The 17,938-nt window shown below is 69.4% G+C and carries 11 protein-coding genes; 3 read left to right on the forward strand and 8 right to left on the reverse strand.

Annotated elements, in window-relative coordinates; all coding sequences use genetic code 11:
* Nucleotides 1-161 precede the first annotated feature (161 nt).
* A complete protein-coding gene (locus tag V6N00_RS09840; protein WP_334231965.1) occupies nucleotides 162-542 on the forward strand; it encodes a Rieske (2Fe-2S) protein in 381 nt (126 codons plus the stop codon).
* Between the two features lie 41 nt (nucleotides 543-583).
* On the opposite strand, the gene V6N00_RS09845 is transcribed toward V6N00_RS09840, so the two are convergent.
* From V6N00_RS09845 to dxs, 3 genes are all read right to left on the reverse strand, one after another.
* Nucleotides 584-1,447, reverse strand: coding sequence for a helix-turn-helix domain-containing protein (locus V6N00_RS09845; protein ID WP_334231967.1), 864 nt, complete (start codon nucleotides 1,445-1,447; stop codon nucleotides 584-586).
* 183 nt (nucleotides 1,448-1,630) lie between these two features.
* Complete coding sequence (locus tag V6N00_RS09850; protein WP_334231969.1) at nucleotides 1,631-2,605, reverse strand: aldo/keto reductase; 975 nt, start codon at nucleotides 2,603-2,605, stop codon at nucleotides 1,631-1,633.
* A 67-nt stretch (nucleotides 2,606-2,672) separates the two neighbouring features.
* Nucleotides 2,673-4,730 (reverse strand): 1-deoxy-D-xylulose-5-phosphate synthase, encoded by a 2,058-nt coding sequence (dxs, locus tag V6N00_RS09855; RefSeq protein ID WP_334231971.1) that lies wholly within the window; start codon nucleotides 4,728-4,730, stop codon nucleotides 2,673-2,675.
* Between the two features lie 153 nt (nucleotides 4,731-4,883).
* Between dxs and V6N00_RS09860 the strand changes: the two genes are divergently transcribed.
* The gene (locus V6N00_RS09860; protein WP_334231973.1) at nucleotides 4,884-6,005 is read left to right on the forward strand and encodes a carboxylate-amine ligase; all 1,122 of its coding nucleotides are present in this window, start codon (nucleotides 4,884-4,886) and stop codon (nucleotides 6,003-6,005) included.
* 1,351 nt (nucleotides 6,006-7,356) lie between these two features.
* Here the strand turns inward: V6N00_RS09860 and V6N00_RS09865 are convergent.
* The 5 genes from V6N00_RS09865 to V6N00_RS09885 form a co-directional block, all read right to left on the reverse strand.
* The gene (locus tag V6N00_RS09865; protein WP_334231975.1) at nucleotides 7,357-8,112 is read right to left on the reverse strand and encodes a TIGR02391 family protein; all 756 of its coding nucleotides are present in this window, start codon (nucleotides 8,110-8,112) and stop codon (nucleotides 7,357-7,359) included.
* 358 nt (nucleotides 8,113-8,470) lie between these two features.
* Nucleotides 8,471-10,210: an ATP-dependent nuclease gene (locus V6N00_RS09870; RefSeq protein ID WP_334231976.1), complete on the reverse strand. Its 1,740-nt coding sequence runs from the start codon at nucleotides 10,208-10,210 to the stop codon at nucleotides 8,471-8,473.
* Between the two features lie 282 nt (nucleotides 10,211-10,492).
* The gene (locus V6N00_RS09875; protein ID WP_334231978.1) at nucleotides 10,493-13,330 is read right to left on the reverse strand and encodes an aconitate hydratase; all 2,838 of its coding nucleotides are present in this window, start codon (nucleotides 13,328-13,330) and stop codon (nucleotides 10,493-10,495) included.
* A 298-nt stretch (nucleotides 13,331-13,628) separates the two neighbouring features.
* A complete protein-coding gene (locus V6N00_RS09880; protein WP_334231980.1) occupies nucleotides 13,629-15,131 on the reverse strand; it encodes a class I SAM-dependent RNA methyltransferase in 1,503 nt (500 codons plus the stop codon).
* Nucleotides 15,128-17,110 carry an APC family permease gene (locus V6N00_RS09885; RefSeq protein ID WP_334231982.1) on the reverse strand — a complete coding sequence of 661 codons (1,983 nt, stop codon included), beginning with the start codon at nucleotides 17,108-17,110 and terminating at the stop codon, nucleotides 15,128-15,130. The genes V6N00_RS09880 and V6N00_RS09885 overlap by 4 nt, the downstream gene beginning before the upstream one ends.
* 153 nt (nucleotides 17,111-17,263) lie before the next feature.
* On the opposite strand from V6N00_RS09885, the gene V6N00_RS09890 reads away from it, so the two are divergent.
* Nucleotides 17,264-17,938 carry a potassium channel family protein gene (locus tag V6N00_RS09890; RefSeq protein WP_334231984.1) on the forward strand — a complete coding sequence of 225 codons (675 nt, stop codon included), beginning with the start codon at nucleotides 17,264-17,266 and terminating at the stop codon, nucleotides 17,936-17,938.

A 17,938-nucleotide genomic window follows, 5' to 3' on the forward strand; every position in this document is an offset into this window, starting at 1 on the left:
TGGGTGTTGCCCCTGAATCGCCCCGGAGGAGTGCCGGTCGGCTCGGTCGCCACGGTGGCCGACCCTAGGCTGACGGGCATGGAACAGCCTTCGTCCTCCCCGTCCCGGCGCGTGGTCATCACGCTCTCCTCCTCGGCCGTCGCGGCCGCCGCCCTGGCCGCGTGCGCGCCCACCGGGTCGGATTCGTCCTCCGAGGGCACGGCGGCCGGCGGCTCCTCGGCGGCCGGCGCATCGGGCGCGTCCGGAGCTCGCGGACCGGAACTGGCGAAGACCGCCGACGTTCCGGTGGGCAGCAGCAAGCTGGTCGGCACGGGCACGCGCAGGTGTTCCTCTCCCACCCCTCGGGCAGCACGTTCCGGGCGTTCAGCCCGTCCTGCACCCACCAGGGCTGCACGGTCGACGTCCAGGGCGACAAGTTCGTGTGCCCGTGCCACGGGTCGGAGTTCGCGCTGGCCGACGGCGCCGTGCTGCAGGGCCCGGCGAACACGCCGCTCATCGAGCGGAAGGTCACCGTGACCGGCGGGACCGTCTACCTCGCCTGACGCCGGCTCATTCCATCCGCGAACCGGCCCGTCGGGCAGGGTCAGCCGGCCCGCACGTCCCGGTTCTGGCCGCTCACGCCGTAGCGCTCTCCCTGTTCGACCCAGGCCTGCAGCCGCAGATTCAGGTCCTCCCAGCCACGGTCGTACCCGGCGGCCCGCTCGGCGGGAAACGCCCCGACCGCGTCGTGGCTGAGGTTGACCCGGGTGCCACCGTCGACCGCGACGAGCTCGTAGCGCACCTCGCCGGTACACGCCGAGCGCATGCCCATCGATCCGGTGAACGCGAACACGCGGTCCGGCTCAAGGCCGCTGACGACGCCCCACAGCTCGCTGCGCTCCCCCCGGCTCTCGGTCACGGCACCGCCGATCGTGAGGTCGACCGTCATCCGGGTGGGCCCCTCGCCGTCCTCGGCGATGAGCAGGTAGGGGGCGCCCCACCACGCCTCCAGTTCCCGGGTCAGGGCCCGGAACACGGTCGCCGGGTCGGCGTCGATCTGGAGGGACTGGCGGACGCTGAAGGTGTTGATCTCGGCCATGGCGGTGAACCTTTCCGTGCCGGCGCCCGTCGACGCCGGCCTCCTGACGAGCGCGGCGAGACGGTTCAGCCGCAGGGCGTCGTCGGCCTGCCGGGGCGAGAGCCAGCTCAGGGTGCTCTCGACCAGCCGGGCCGCGTTGAGGTGGTTGAGGCGCTCCCGCCCGCGGGCCTCGACGAGGACGAGACCCGCCTCGCGCAGGACCTTGAGGTGGTGCAGGGCGCCGTAGCCGGTCCTGCCGCCGCGGCCGGTGCTCCCGACCAGCGCCTGCAGGTCCGAGGTCGTGGCCGGGCCCTCCCGGAGCCGGTCCACGATCGCACGTCGCACCGGGTCGGCCAGGGCCGCCCACACCGGCGCCGGGTCGACGGTCACGGCCGCCGCACTCCCCACCGCCAATAGGTGCGATATTTCACACCTTCAGCGTACGACCCGGACGGTACCTTGACCAGACGCTCGTCCCTCCCGTCCATGAGTCAGCGGTTCCCGCCCGAACACCAGGCTCAGAGAGCCACGCTTCCGGGCGGGAATCGCTGTCTCACCGTGGAGAACGAGCCGTCAGAAGGGGGCGACCTTCTCCGCCGGCGGGAAGATCGCGTCGAGCTCGGCCAGATCCTCGGCGGTGGGGGTCCAGCTCAGCGCCGCCGCGTTCGCCGTGGCCTGCTCGGGCCGGGTGGCCCCGGCAATGACGCTCGCGACGGCCGGGCGGGACGCCAGCCACGAGAAGGCGATCTGGACCTCGCTGAGACCGCGGGCGGCGGCGAACTCCGAGAACCGGGTCAGCTGCCGCCAGTCGGTCGTGTCGAGCAGCTCGCTGCGGGAGTGGGTGAGGCGGGAGCCCTCGGGGGCCTTGCCGCCGGCGTACTTGCCGGTCAGCAGGCCGTTGGCCAGGGGGAAGTACGGCAGGACGCCGAGGCCGTACGCCGTCGCCGACGGGATCACCTCCTGCTCGGCCCGCCGGTCCAGCAGATTGTAGGCGTTCTCCGCGGAGACGAACCGCGTGGTGCCACGCATTCGGGCGGTGAACTCGGCCTCGGCGATCTGCCAGCCGGCCCGGTTGGAGTGCCCGATGTAGCGGACCTTGCCCGCGCGCACCAAGTCGTCCAGCGTGTCGAGGGTCTCTTCGATCGGGGTGACGCCGTCGGGCGTGTGGTAGTGGTACAGGTCGATCCAGTCGGTGCCGAGCCGGCGCAGCGAGTTCTCGACCGCCGTCATGACGTACCGGCGCGAACCGCGGGCGCCGTTCCACGGGCCGTTGGCGCCGCGGGTGTTCATCCCGAACTTGGTGGCGACGACGGCCTCGTCGCGGCGCCGGCTCAGGCTCTTGCCGAGCATCTCCTCGCTCAGGCCGCCCGTCCGCCCGTAGTTGTCGGCGGTGTCGAACAGGGTGATCCCGGCGTCGAGCGCCGCTCCGACCACCGCCTGGCTGCCCTTGAGGGTCTCACTCGCGGTGTCCGCGCGGCCGAGGTTGTTGCAGCCCAGACCGACGGCGGAGACGGTCAGGCCGGAGATGCCCAGTTGACGGAGTTCCATCGCTCCAGTCTACGGAGCCGGAGCATCCGCCCACGTCACCGGCGTACGCGCCCGCCGTCGGGTGCCGTCAGCTCCGCGGGCGCCGGGCGTCGGCGTCGCGGCTCTCCCCCGCGCGCTCGGCGTCGGTGTCCGTGTGCGTGTCGGCGTCCGCCGGCAACGGGCGCGCGTAGGGCACCTTGGCGCCGAGCACCTGGGCGACCGTGTCCTGGGCGATCTGCTGCCCGGTCAGGCCGACCCGCGCGAGCACCTGGGAGCGCGACCCGTGGGCGAGGAACTCGACCGGCAGGCCGACCTCGTTCAGGGCGGTGTCCACGCCCGCGGCGCGCATGTGCTGGCGCAGCCGGGACCCGACGCCGCCGGCCTTCACGCCGTCCTCGATGACGACGACGATGCGGTGGCGGGCGGCCATGGCGATCACCGAGTCGGCGACGGGCAGCACCCACCGCGGGTCGATCACGGTCGAGGAGATGCCCTGGTCGGCGAGCCGGCGGCTGACGTCCAGCGCCAGCTCGCTCATCGCGCCGACGCTGACGAGCAGCACGTCGGCGGCGGCGTCGGTGGCGGCATCAACGGAGGTGCCGGCCGGCACCCGGTCGCCGTCCGGCTCGGTACGGGCCAGGACGTCGACGCCGTCGTCGGTGCGCTCGATCGCGGCGACCGCCGGGCCCACGGACCCCTTCGAGAACCGGACGACCGAGGGCGCGTCGTCGATCGCGACGGCCTCGCGGAGCTCCTCGCGCAGCGTGTCCGCGTCGCGCGGGGCGGCCAGGTGCAGGCCGGGCACGATCTGCAGGAGCGACAGGTCCCACATGCCGTGGTGGGAGGGGCCGTCGGGACCGGTGACGCCGGCGCGGTCGAGGACGAGGGTGACGCCCGCCTTGTGCAGCGCGACGTCCATGAGCAGCTGGTCGAAGGCCCGGTTGAGGAACGTCGCGTACAGGCAGACGACGGGGTGCAGGCCGCCGAACGCCATGCCCGCGGCGGAGGCGACGGCGTGCTGCTCGGCGATGCCGACGTCGAACACGCGGTCCGGGTGGCGCGCGGCCATGGTGTGCAGGCCGACGGGGATGGTCATGGCGCCGGTGATGCCGACGATGTCGTCGCGCTCGTCGGCGATGGCGGCGATCTCCTCGCTGAACACGCTCGTCCAGGAGCGGGCGCCGGGCTTCTCCAGCGGCATCCCGGTCTCGGGGTTGATGACGCCGACGGCGTGGAACTGGTCCGCCTCGTCGGCGCGGGCGGGCCCGTAGCCACGGCCCTTCTCGGTCAGCGCGTGCACGATGACCGGGCCCTGGTACCGCCTGGCCTGGCTCAGGGCATCCTCGACGGCGCCGAGATCGTGCCCGTCGATGGGGCCGATGTACTTCATGCCGAGGTCCTCGAAGAGGCCCTGCGGCGCCCACCAGTCCTTGATGCCCTTCTTGGTCGCGTGCAGGCTCTTGTAGGCGAACTGGCCGACGACGCCGCCGTTCTGCAGGCGTTCCTTCCAGAAGTCCAGGGCCCCCTCGTACGCGGGGGCGGTGCGGACGCGGTCGATGCCGGCGCGCAGGGTGGCGAGCTTGTCCGCGAGGCCGCCGATGGTCGGGGCGTAGGAGCGGCCATTGTCGTTGACGACGATGACGACGCGCCGGTCCCGGTCCGCGGCGATGTTGTTGATGGCCTCCCAGGCCATGCCGCCGGTGAGGGCGCCGTCGCCGACGACGACGACGGTCCACCGGTCGTCCTCGCCGCGCAGCCTGCGCGCCTTCGAGATGCCGTCGGCCCAGGAGAGGGAGCTCGAGGCGTGGGAGCTCTCGACGATGTCGTGCACGGACTCGGCCCGCTCCGGGTAGCCGGAGAGCCCGCCCTGCTGGCGCAGCGTGCTGAAGTCCTGGCGGCCGGTGACGAGCTTGTGCACGTAGGACTGGTGGCCGGTGTCGAAGACGATGCTGTCCCGCGGGGAGTCGAACACGCGGTGCAGGGCCAGCGTGAGTTCGACGACGCCGAGGTTGGGGCCCAGGTGGCCGCCGGTGCGGGAGACGTTGGTGATGAGGAACTCGCGGATCTCCGCGGCCAGCTTCTCCAGCTGCGCCGGAGTGAGGCGGCTGAGGTCCTGGGGGTGGGCGATGGTCTCCAGCAGGCCCATGGGTACGGCTCCTTCCACGCGCGGCGGCGTCCTTCGTGCGAACTCTCCACTGTACGCCGGGCGCCGGGGTGGCCGCTGGACGCTCCCCCGGTGACCGGTCCGCGTCCCCGCCGCGCCTGTGGCACCGCACCGGAAGTTCGCTAGCCTCGGACCATGGCCGACGATGCCGCCGTCGCCCCGGTGCGTACCGGGCGCACGCTCGGGGTCGAGGAGGAGTTCCACCTCGTCGACCTCACCACCCGCAGGCTCGCGCCCCGGGCGCCCGAGCTTCTCCCCCTGCTGCCCGACGACGGCTACGTCGCCGAGCTGCAGCGCTGTTGCGTGGAGACGAACAGCGCCGTCGTCCCCGGCCTGGACGCGCTCCGAGCGGACCTGGCCGAGCGGCGCGCCGTCCTCGCGCGGGCCGCGGGCGGGCTCGGTCTGGGCGTCGCGGCGGCGGGGACGATGCCGCTCGCCGCGGGCCTGCCCCTCGAGCCCAGTGACGGCCCGCGGTACCAGCGGATGTTCACCGACTACGCCGTGCTCGCCCGGGAGCAGCTGGTCTGCGGCTCCCAGGTGCACGTCGGCATCCCGGACCGCGACGACGCCGTCCGGGTGGCGCCCCGGCTCGCGGCGTGGCTGCCGACGCTGCTCGCCCTGAGCGCGTCGAGCCCGTTCGCCGTCGACGGCACGGACACCGGGTACGCCAGCGCCCGCACCCTGCTGTGGCAGCGGTGGCCGACGACGGGCACCGGCATCCTCGCCCGCGACGCCGCGGACTACGACGCGCAGGTGGCCGCCCTCGTCGGCACCGGCGTCATCGCCGACCCGGGCATGATCTACACGGACGTCCGGCCCGCGACGGTCGCCCCGACCCTGGAGCTGCGGATCTGCGACAGCTGCCCCGACCTGGACACCCTCGTCCTGATCGCCGGGCTCTACCGGGCGCTCGTGGAGCGGGAGCTGGCCGGCCTGCGCGAGGACCCCGACCGCCCGCCGGTGCCCGAGACGCTCGCCCGGGCGGCCCGGTGGCGGGCGGCCCGCTCCGGGCTGGAGGGCGAGCTGATCGACGTGCCGACGGCCACCGCCCGGCCGGCCGGCGACGTCGTGCGCGCGCTGACCGGGGCCCTGGCGCCGTGGCTGGAGGAGTCCGGGGACCTCGCGCAGGTGCGCGACCTGCAGGAGCGGGTGCTCGCCGCCGGCTCGTCGGCCGCCCAGCAGCAGCGCGCCCACCGGCGGCAGGGCCGGCTGACCGACGTCGTCGACCTGCTCGTCGAGCAGACCCGCCGGGCCTGAGCCGGCGGATCAACCCCGGCCGGCCGAGTCGGTTGTGGTCGGGTCCGTATCGGACGACGATGGGCGTCACCCGGTTCTCGTGGAGAGATTCGCGTCATGCCTCAGCCCTTGTCCGTCGAGGAGATCCTGCATCGCCGCATCACCCGGGCCCGCTGGCTTAATAACGACACGTGGGCGGCTATCGCCCTGGCCGCCGCGACCGTGGTGGCCAGGGCTGGGCCAGCGTCGGCGGGACCTACCACTCTTTCTGGTCGACCGCGGCCGGCGTGTCCGTCGGTGATCTGCGCCTGGACCAGACGCTGAGCGCGTGGGTGGACGAGGCCATGATGACCGTCTTCGTCTCCGTGCGGCTGCGGCCGCCTGAGACAAGCCGCGCTTGGCGCGGTGGCCCATCACGGCAATGCTCACCGATCCTGCCAGCGCCAGACGGTCAGATTCGATCGCGTAGGCGGGGTCTACGGCGCGGCGAGTCCGCTAGGCATCGTCATGCGCTCTCAGGCCCGACAACCTCATACCCACGACAATGATGCGCGAGTTGCGAAAGGACTGGGGATCCGAACTGCCAGGCGGCTCGACCAGTGCTGCGTCGAGATCGCCGATCTTCTCGATGGGAGGCGAGCCCAGAGAAGACCTCTACGCTGAATAAGGTCAGCGGGCACGTCCATCACGCGCGGCACAGCGACCCCGTTGCCCCGCAACGTGAATACGGTCGCCACGACGAGGACGGTTCCCGGGTACTAGGTGGTGTGAGCTACGCCAAACTAGAGCGTCGCCGCCCAACCCAGGCAAGGTGCTTCTGCGCGACCAGCCTTCCTCGTCTGTGACGTCCGCGCAGCACGCCCACGCGTGTGCGCCCCTCAATGAGCTGTAGTCCAATACTCCCTGGCCTCAACAGATCTCGGTCGATCACAATGGGCCAGCGCTTCCAGGTGCCGTGGACGTCCCAAGAAAGCCGAACACCCACGTGGACTCCGCGGCTCCTCTGGGCGATCCAGTGATCTGGGTCCTTCGCGAGATGATCGATCGTGTCCGCTTCCGAGGGCCCCGTAGGCATGGTCATGAAGTCGTCGGTATCCAGAGCTTCCACCTGCCAGCTGAGCTGCTCGAGGTCCACATCTCTGTAATCCCGCAAGAACGGATCATGATCAGCGAAGTCGTAAAGCCACTGCTCTACGACGTCCTCAGGCCATCGCAGACGCAGAACCTCTGGCAATCGCATGAATGCGGCGAGACCGAACTCGCTCTCTCTGCAGAGCCGAGCGGACTGTAAAAACTCCGAGAGATACATGCCGTTATTCTCTCAGGTCCCGTTGCTGGGCGGCCAAGAACGAGGGCTACGGGGTGAGCCCCGTTAGTCTACGCCTTCCCGCCGGTTCTCCTCGCCTGTCTGCCGGTCTTCGATGAGGTCTCCGTGTTCATGACGCAGTTGAGTGAGCAGGAGGCTGCCCAGGCCCAGGACTCCGATGGCGTATCGCCGGGCGTCGTCTCGCTTCTGAATGCGGTGACGGTCTACGTTTCCGAGAGCCTGAGCGAACCCCATTCCGAGACCTCTCCACCCTTCGCGTTCTCCCGCCCGTGAGCCCAGTCTCCAGTCGCTTGAATCGCCGAAGACATGCGCCATGAGGCCCTTGCCAACGAGCGCCTCACCCTGCTTCCCGCTCGGTTCGCCAGTCCATGTACGGATGCGGTGTTCCACGAAGATAGCTGTCTGTGACGCGACCTTGCCCCAATCGCCGTCCTCCACAAGGTGCCTTACATGCTCCCAGAGCTCGGGATCGAAGGAGCGAAGGTCCAAGGGTTCGTCGTCCGTCACTTGCAGGCGCAGATGGTACAAGGCAGCGTCGATGACGCCGCATGCGTTGCGAATGCCGCTCTGGCGGGCTTGTTCGAAGTAGCGGTCAGGCGTACTGGTGCTCCACATACCGAGTGAGTAGCGGACTTTATCGAAGCGGTCGACTAGATGGTCGTCCTTGCCGAGTGCTGCTACGAGCACGCCGCGCACCTTGCCTTTCCAACTAGTCCAGTGTTCGCCCCCGCCCATCACCTGCCGAGTCGAGGCCTCCTCCTTAAGCGCTTCGAGTGCTCCAATGGCCTTGTCTGCTCGCATGCACCAACGGTAGCGGTGGGCCTGAGAGTCTGGTGCACTCGCCGGTCGCCCGTTCGTGGATCCCGCCTCTCCGGCCGTGGCTTCCTTAACGGGACCACGTACGTTGTCAGCCACCTGCCAGATATCGGCAGCATTAGTGCGTATCGTCGAGAGGCGTGGGGGATAGTACGCCAAGGTAGAACACCGTTAGGACATCGGTGGGACTTCGGCACAAGATCGCATGGTCGACGGGTGACGAATCTGCGCACGTGCCAACGCAGCGTACTCAGATTGGCCAGAGCAGGCCGGGTTGGCGGGACGCCGTGGCATCACGAATGAATCTTCCTATGTTGCTGGTCACTTTGCCCGCCTGCACCCGTCAACTAGAAGCCGTGGTTCCCTTATCTCCAATTGCGGCGGGCTGCAGGCTCTTGACTCGTGATTTCAGATCGTCGAGTAAAACTGACCACCTGTTGTAGTGCTCGGGCTTGGCGTTCTGCGCGAGCCACCCCGGAAAATCCTGCTTTCCGCGAGGTGTGAAGTCGTAGCGGTACTCCCCGCCGTGCTTCGCCTTCGATTTGAGCACAAGCTCTTCGCCTTGCTCGTCGACAAAGTTCTGTATTAGCGCCGCCGGGAACATCCACTCGCTCTCAGCATCCTGATGACCCCCGACGAACGTGCGATACTCAAGGATCGACTTCTTCGCAAAGCCGAATCGTCCAGACAACAAATCACGTGCGGTGCGGCCGTCCCCATCAGAGTCGAACAGGGCAATCACCTCTTGCTTTGCTTCAGCGCGAAGGAGGATGGCCTGCGCGACTGCGGAGTGCGCTCCTTTGCAGGCCACAATCGCGATCGACGTCAACTCATCGGCGCGACCCAGCGCCGACGATGCCAACTCGATGAACTGCTTGTCGGTTTCACCTTCCACCACCAGGAGCAGTACGCAGTTCGGAGGCACTGAATGGTAGCGGTCGAGGAGTTCGGGAACGACGGTGTCGACGAAGAGTCCGGACATGACGTTGGCATGCTCGCCGTTCCCGAGCGCTGACGCGACAACTCGCGAGATCCCATCGTCCACGCCCTTCTCCAGCGCGACCACCTGTGCATTAGGCGAACGGGAGATTATGTACGGCGAATGAGACGTCACCAGCAGCGTCACGTCATCTCGTTCCGCAAGTTGCTCGAGATCGTCTCTCAGGGCTTGCTGAGCTGCCGGGTGCAGGAAGGCCTCTGGCTCTTCGAGCGCGAATACGAGAGACTGCTTGCTCGCATCGCTGAGGTACCGCAGTAGCGCGATTAGCACACCGCCAGCGATACCTGTGCCCTTGGAAGCCAGATCGGTCATCACCGAGTCCTCAAGCCGAATTCGGATGTTCGACAGGGTCTCTTCGAGGGACGTCACCGACGGGACAAGAGCGATGTCCTTCACCTCAGGGAACAGTCGTTGACTGAGGTTGAGAATCTTCTCGCGCATCGGCGCAAGCAACCCGTTTTGAAGATGCTCCTCATACGCAATCCGGGCTCCCTCTGATTCCCCGTATGCGGTTCCCAACTCTTCGCGCAACACGGTGTGGAGGATCTCCCGGAACTGCCCGAGCAGAAGCATCTCGATGCTCTGGCCGCTCTCAACAGGTACGAATCTCACGAGCTTGCGGAACTGCTTAAGCGCGCGCTCGTTGAGTCTTGTGTCCCCGCGACGATCACCCACACCCTTCGCGGCGAAGTACTCCTGCCTCACTAAACCAGTCGTTTGATTGCCACGATAGGTGACGACCAGGCGCAACTCGTTCGCGCCAGCGTATGTCGGCCTGTCGTTGCCGACGACGCTTTCCTCGTACTCCCGGAGATATTTGAGTAGCGTCTTTTCAGAACTCGATCGTCCCTCGACTTTGAAGGTGAGCGTCGTTCGCGGGTAGGCATAGAGTCGCTGACCAGGAACGTCCCGTGACGCATGAAAGTCATACGCTGGATCTAGTGCAAGCTTGAGCGCCCGAACGAGATTCGACTTACCGCAGTTGTTCGGCCCGACGAACGAGTTCATTCCGGTCACAAGCGAGACGTCTATGCCGTCAACGAACGAACGAAACGATTTTACGTCAAGACGCACTAGCTTCACGTCGAATCTCCAAACTTGCTTCTCCAGGTCACTTAGACTCTCCCACACGTCGCCCGGCTCGGATGCGCGAGACGTCGTGGCGCGCCGCCACTACCGCCAAAGCGATGCTTCTCGAGAGTCAAATTGCGCCAGCAGGCGGAACTGGTCCGGGCGCGCTAAGACGCGATCGCCCCGCCCAGCGGCGCTGGAGGGACGACTGACGAGCTGGACGTGCGGGAACAGCGAAGAGCCCGGTGGATCGCTCCACCGGGCCCTCACCGCTCCTGCGGGTGCGTACGGTCGTTACTTCGCGATCTGGCGCAGCACGTACTGCAGGATGCCGCCGTTGCGGTAGTAGTCGGCCTCACCCGGGGTGTCGATGCGCAGCACGGCGTCGAACGAGACGTCCTCGCCACCGTCCTTGCTGGCCACGACCGCGAGGGTCTTCGGGGTGGTGCCGTCGTTGAGCGCGGTCACGCCGGTGATGGCGAACGTCTCCGTGCCGTCCAGGCCGAGGGAGTCCGCGGACTGGCCCTGCGGGAACTGCAGCGGGAGCACGCCCATGCCGATCAGGTTGGACCGGTGGATCCGCTCGTAGGACTCGGCGATGACGGCCTTGATACCCAGCAGCGCGGTGCCCTTGGCCGCCCAGTCACGGGACGAACCGGAGCCGTACTCCTTGCCGGCCAGGACGACCAGCGGGGTGCCGGCGGCCTGGTAGTTCACCGACGCGTCGTACACCGCGGCCTGCTCGCCACCGTTGGTGAAGTCCCGGGTGAACCCGCCCTCGACGCCGTCGAGCAGCTGGTTCTTGATCCGGATGTTCGCGAACGTGCCGCGGATCATCACCTCGTGGTTGCCACGGCGGGAGCCGTAGGAGTTGAAGTCCTTGCGCTCGACGCCGTGCTCGGTCAGGTACTTGCCCGCGGGGGTGTCGGACTTGAAGGAGCCGGCCGGGGAGATGTGGTCGGTCGTCACGGAGTCGCCGAGCTTGAGCAGCACGCGCGCTCCGGTGATGTCCTCGACCGGCGTGGTCTCCATCGTCATGCCCTCGAAGTACGGGGGCTTGCGCACGTAGGTGGACTCGCTGTCCCACTCGAAGGTGTCGCCGGCCGGGGTCGGCAGCTGCTGCCACCGCTCGTCGCCGTCGAAGATCGTGCCGTACTCCTCGTCGAACATCGAGGTGTCGATCGACCCGTCGATGATGTGCTGCACCTCGGCCGGGTCCGGCCAGATGTCGGAGAGGAAGACGTCCTTGCCGTTCTCGTCCTGGCCCAGCGCGTCGTTCGCGAAGTCGAAGTCCATGGTGCCGGCCAGGGCGTACGCGATGACCAGCGGCGGGGAGGCCAGGTAGTTCATCTTGACGTCCGGGTTGATCCGGCCCTCGAAGTTGCGGTTGCCCGAGAGCACCGCGGAGACGGCGAGGTCGTTGTCCTGCACGGCCTGGCTGATCTCGGACTCCAGTGGGCCGGAGTTGCCGATGCAGGTGGTGCAGCCGTAGCCCACGATGTAGAAGCCGAGCTTCTCCAGGTAGGGCACCAGGCCGGACTTCTCGTAGTAGTCGGTGACGACCTTCGAGCCCGGGGCGACGGAGGTCTTGACCCACGGCTTGGAGGCGAGGCCCTTCTCGACCGCGTTCCGGGCGAGCACCGCGGCGGCCATCATGACCGACGGGTTGGACGTGTTGGTGCAGGAGGTGATCGAGGCGATCGAGACGGCGCCGTGGTCCAGCTCGAACTGGCGGCCGTCCTCCATGGTCACGGACACCGGGTTGGAAGCGCGCCCGGTGGCCCCGGAGGCCGCGGAGACGGTCTCGCGGGGAGCTGCGGCCGCATCCTCGGCGTCGGTGTTGGCGTGGTAGGCGGGGGCGTCCGAGGCGGGGAAGGACTCCGCGGACGTCTCGTCCACGCCGTGCAGCTCGGTCCGGCCGTCCTCGACGTAGTTCTTCAGGTCCTCACGGAACTGAGGCTTGGCGTTGGTCAGCTCGATCCGGTCCTGCGGCCGCTTCGGGCCGGAGATGGACGGGACGACCGTGGACAGGTCCAGCTCGAGGTACTCGGAGAAGGAGATCTCCTTCGACGGGTCGTGCCAGAGGCCCTGCTCCTTGGTGTACGCCTCGACCAGGTCGACGTTCTCCTGGCTGCGACCGGTCAGGCGCAGGTACTCGAGGGTGACGTCGTCGATCGGGAAGATCGCGGCGGTCGAGCCGAACTCGGGGCTCATGTTGCCGATCGTGGCGCGGTTGGCCAGCGGCACCGCGGCCACGCCCTCGCCGTAGAACTCGACGAACTTGCCGACGACGCCGTGCTTGCGCAGCATCTCGGTGATGGTCAGCACGACGTCGGTCGCGGTGGCGCCGGAGGGGATGGAGCCGGTCAGCTTGAAGCCGACGACGCGCGGAATGAGCATCGAGATGGGCTGGCCGAGCATGGCCGCCTCCGCCTCGATGCCACCGACGCCCCAGCCGAGCACGCCCAGGCCGTTCTCCATCGTGGTGTGCGAGTCGGTGCCGACGCAGGTGTCGGGGTAGGCACGCAGGGTCGGTGCCTCACCGTTCACGGAGACCTCCCGGGTCATGACCGTCCGAGCCAGGTGCTCGATGTTGACCTGGTGGACGATGCCCATGCCCGGGGGGACGACCTTGAAGTCGTCGAAGGCGGTCTGGCCCCAGCGCAGGAACTGGTACCGCTCGCCGTTGCGCTGGTACTCGATGTCCATGTTGCGCTCGATGGCGTTGCCGGTGCCGAACACGTCGATCTGCACCGAGTGGTCGATCACGAGCTCGGCCGGGGCCAGCGGGTTGACGCGCTTGGCGTCGCCGCCGAGCTCCTTGACGGCCTCACGCATCGTGGCGAGGTCGACGACGCAGGGCACACCGGTGAAGTCCTGCATGATGACGCGGGCCGGGGTGAACTGGATCTCGGTGTCCGGCTCGGCGTCCGGGTTCCACGAGCCGAGGGCCCGGATGTGGTCGGCGGTGATGTTCGCGCCGTCCTCGGTGCGGAGCAGGTTCTCCAGCAGCACCTTGAGACTGTAGGGAAGTTTCTCGGATCCCTCGACGGCGTTCAACCGGAAGATCTCGTACTGCTTTCCCTTGACGTCGAGGACGCCCTTGGAACCAAAACTGTCGACTGCACTCACAGCGACGCTCCTCTCGCTTCCGACTCACTGTCTGACGACCCGTCGACCCAGCGACGGGCGAAGCCTGATCGGGGTCCGTTCCCCGGCCGGACACCGTCGAGCGGCACCGGCACCACCATGCTGCCCACGGCCCGGCCGCAGCACGGCGCCGGTCACGACGCCGCCTGGTCCGCCCCGAGGCAGGTCCATCCTAGCCGTTCGGGGCGGCCCGTTCGCCCATGGTGCCCGGGGGTCCCGGCGACTCCGTCCGGCACGGGTCGGCGGGGCGACACAGCGGGCGAGTGGTCGGCGCGGCAGGTCAGCGCGTGGGCGGGGTGAGCAGCGCGAAGGACTCGAGGTGGTGCGTGTCCGGGTACAGGTCGAACGCGCGCAGGGTGTGCAGGCGCCAGCCGGCGGTGCGGAATCGGCCGAGGTCCCGCGCGAAGGACGCCGGGTCGCACGAGACGTAGGCGAGCCGGGCGGGCGGTGCGGCGATGAGGCGGTCGGTGACCCGGCGGTCCAGGCCCACACGGGGCGGGTCGACGACGACGGCGTCCGCGGGCGCCGGTGTGTCCTGGTCCGGGCGGGGTGCGGAGCGGCCACCGCGACGGCCGCCCCTGCCGACGGATCGGCCCCGGGGGCCGCCGCGGCCGCGGGCGGGACCGCCGAGGTACCGGGCGACGTCGCCGTGGCGGACGGTCACGGTGGACAGGTCCCCGAGGTTGACGGCGGCGTCGGCGCTGGCGGCCCGGGCCGCCTCGACGGAGGTGACGGCCGCACCGGCCGCGGCGAGCAGCCCGCTGAACAACCCGGCCCCAGCGTAGAGGTCCTGCACGCTCAGCCCGTCGACGTCGCCCAGACCCTCGCGGACGGCGGCGGTGAGCACGTCCGGGGCGGCGCGGTGCACCTGCCAGAACCCGTCGCCGGTGACCCGGTAGTGGCGCTCCCCCACGCGTTCGGTGACCCAGGGGTCCCCGCGCAGGGCGTGGATCGCGTGCGTCACCGGATCATGCCAGCACACGGACGCGCCGGGCACGGCCGTGGCGATCCGGTGCAGGTCGGCCTCGTCGACACCGCGGTCGCCGTCGGGAACGTCGCCGTCGCCACCGTCATCGTCACCGGCAACGGCGGGGAACAGGGTGATGAGAGGCCGGCCGGCACTGGCTCCGATGCCGCCGGACGGTACCGCCACCTCGACGCGGGCCACCCCGCTCAGGTCGACGCTGGCCAGGCCGAGGGCGTCGACCGCGGGAACGCCGAGCGGCATCGTGGCGACCGGCAGCACGAGGTCGCTGCGGTGGGGGTGCATGCCGACGCGCCCGGCCGCGGTGACGTCGAAGGTGACGCGGGTACGCCAGTGCAGGCCGGCCGGGTCCTCGTCGGGCGCCGGCTCGACGTCGAGCGAGGACAGATCCGCGAGGTTCGCCGTGTCCAGCCCGGCCAGGCGGCGCAGCTGCTCGGCGAGGACCTCCCGCTTCAGGTCGCGTTGCCGGGCGAGGGCGATGTGGCCGAACTCGGCGCCGCCCACGGGCACCGAGCCGGCCTCGGCCGCCGCGAGCGCGTCCGCCTCGGCCCACGGGTGCTCCCGCCGGTCGGCGGACGCCTCGAGCACGTCGACGACGTCGGCCCGCCAGAACGAGGCGGCGTCACCGGCCTCCGTGACCCTCACCCGCACGCGCTCCCCCGGGATGCCGTGCCGCACGAAGACGACGCGGCCCTCGTGCCGGGCGACCGTGTGGCCACCGTGGGCGATGGGGCCGAGGGTGAGCTCCAGCTCGTCCGGGGCACCCGTCGCGGGATCGGCCGCCGGCTGGGCGGTCACAGCATCTCCTGGTAGCGCGCGGCCTCCTCCGAGGACGCGAGCTGCCAGGGCACGGAGGCGACGACGACGCCCGGCTCGAAGTGCAGCCGGGTCTTGATCCGCAGCGCGGTCTGGTTGTGCACGAGCTGCTCCCACCACTTGCCGACGACGTACTCGGGGATGTAGACGACGATGAGGTCGCGCGGCGAGTCCCGGCGCAGGCTCTTGATGTAGCGCAGCACGGGCGTCGTGGTGTCGCGGTACGGGGAGGCGAGGATGGTCAGCGGCACGGGGATGCGCAGCCGGTCCCAGTCGGCCAGCGTCTGCGCCGTCTCCTCGGGGTCCACGTCGACGACGACCGCGCTGATGGTCGAGGGCCGGGTGGCGCGGGCGAACGCGAGGGCCCGCAGCACAGGCTTGCGCACGTGCCCCACGGGGATGATGGCGTGCACGCGCGAGGGCAGCGCCCTGGCCTTGTCGCCGCGGGAGCCGTCGACCGTCAGCTCGCGGGCCACGTTGACGTAGTGCGCGTGGATGCTCCACATGATCGCGTAGATGATGCCCATCGCGAGGATGGCGATCCAGGCGCCGTGGATGAACTTGGTGACCAGAACGATGACGAGCACCGTGGCCGTCATGGTCAGGCCGATCGTGTTGATCACGCGGGAGCGCAGGATACGGCGGCGTTCGGCACCCTCCCGGGTCACCTTCAGGGCGCGGCCCCAGTGCCGGATCATGCCGAGCTGGCTCGCGGTGAACGAGACGAACACACCGACGATGTAGAGCTGGATCAGCCGCGTGACGTCCGCGTTGAACGCGAGGATCAGGATGAGGGCGGCAGCGCCGAGGGCGAGCACGCCGTTGGAGTAGGCGAGCCGGTCGCCGCGCGTGCGCAGCTGGCGCGGCAGGTAGCCGTCCTTGGCGAGGATCGACGCGAGCACGGGGAATCCGTTGAACGCCGTGTTCGAGGCGAGCACGAGGATCAGGCCGGTCGCGGCGACGACGATGTAGAAGGGGATCGTCCCGTCGGAGAACACGGCCGCGGCGAGCTGGCTGATCACGGGGTGCTGGACGTAGCCGTCCGGCAGCGGGGCCCCGTTGAGCCGGAACTGCGTGGCCGGGTCCTGCGCCATGTGCACCTTCGTGGCGCTGGCCAGGTAGAGGATGCCGGCGATCATGCTCACGGCGATGACGCCGAGCAGCAGCAGCGTGGTCGCCGCGTTCTTCGACTTGGGCCGCTTGAAGTTGGGCACGCCGTTGCTGATCGCCTCGACACCGGTCAGGGCGGCGGCGCCCGAGGAGAACGCACGCAGGATCAGGAAGGCGCCCGCGAGGCCCACGAGCCCCTGGTCGAGGCCGGCCTCGGGCACGATCTGAAAACTCGCGCTCTCGGCCGGGCGCAGCACGCCGAACGCGGACTGGACGATGCCGACGGCGCACATGCCGAGGATCGAGAGCATGAACACGTAGGTGGGCACGGCGAAGGCCGCGCCGGCCTCCTTGATACCGCGCAGGTTCACGACGACGAGCAGCACGACGCCGATCGCGGCGAGCAGGGCCTGCTTGCCGTGCAGGCCGGGCACCGCGGTGACGAGGTAGTTGGACGCGGAGGACATGGACACCGCGACCGTGAGCACGTAGTCGACGAGCAGGGCGGACGCCACGGTCAGGCCCGCGGGCTTGCCGAGGTTCTCGTTGGCGATCTCGTAGTCGCCGCCGCCCGACGGGTAGGCGTGCACGTTCTGCCGGTAGGAGGCCACCACGGTCAGCATGACCAGGGCGACGGCGAGACCCACCCAGGGTGAGATGGTCACCGCGCCCACGCCGGCGAGGGCGAGGGTCAACAGGATCTCGTCGGGTGCGTACGCCACGGAGGAGAGGGCGTCGGAGGCGAACACGGGAAGGGCGATCCGCTTCGGGAGCAGGGTGTGGCCCAGGCGATCGTTGCGGTACGGCTTGCCGACCAGGATCCGCTTGATCGCGTTGAAGAACGTCAGCACAGAGCAAACCTAGACGTTTGTCCCACCCCTCGCCATGCGAGGCCGGCCACGTCGGCGCCCGCGTGTCCGGAGGGCCCGCCCCGCCTGCGTAGGATGTGCCGGGGGCTTCGTGCACCGACTGCCATTCACACCAGAAGCGAGGGAGAAGCGTCCGTGGCGCACTTCGTCATCATGGGTTGCGGCCGCGTCGGCCTGTCCCTGGCCCACACGCTGGACAACAACGGCCACTCGGTGGCCATCATCGACCAGGACGACCGGGCGTTCCGGCGCCTGCGCTCCAGCTTCAGCGGCCGCAAGGTCAGCGGCATCGGCTTCGACCAGGACACGCTGCGGCGCGCCGACATCGAGAACGCCTACGCCTTCGCGGCGGTCTCCAGCGGCGACAACTCGAACATCCTGGCCACCCGGGTCGCCCGCGAGACCTTCCACGTCCGCCACGTCGTCGCCCGCATCTACGACTCCGGGCGTGCCGAGATCTACCAGCGCCTCGGCATCCCCACCGTCGCCACCGTGCGCTGGACCGCGGACCAGGTGCTCCGCCGGATCCTCCCGGAGCAGGCGATCGCCGGGGACTTCCGGGAGTCCTCCGGGCGGCTCATCCTCAGCCAGGTCAACCTGGACGAGGCGTGGTCCGGCCGTCCCGTGGCCGACGTCGAACGCGTCGCCGGCGTGCGTGTGGCCTATCTCACCCGGTTCGGCGAGGGCATGCTCCCCGAGCCGGACACCACGTACCAGCCGGGCGACACCGTGCACGTCATGATGCCGGTGGACCGCTCGGACGAGGTCACCAAACTGCTGGCCGCCGGCCCCGTCTCGGAGGTGAACTGA

It is taken from the genome of Tersicoccus mangrovi, from assembly GCF_036881825.1.
In the GTDB taxonomy this organism is placed as follows: domain Bacteria; phylum Actinomycetota; class Actinomycetes; order Actinomycetales; family Micrococcaceae; genus Tersicoccus; species Tersicoccus mangrovi.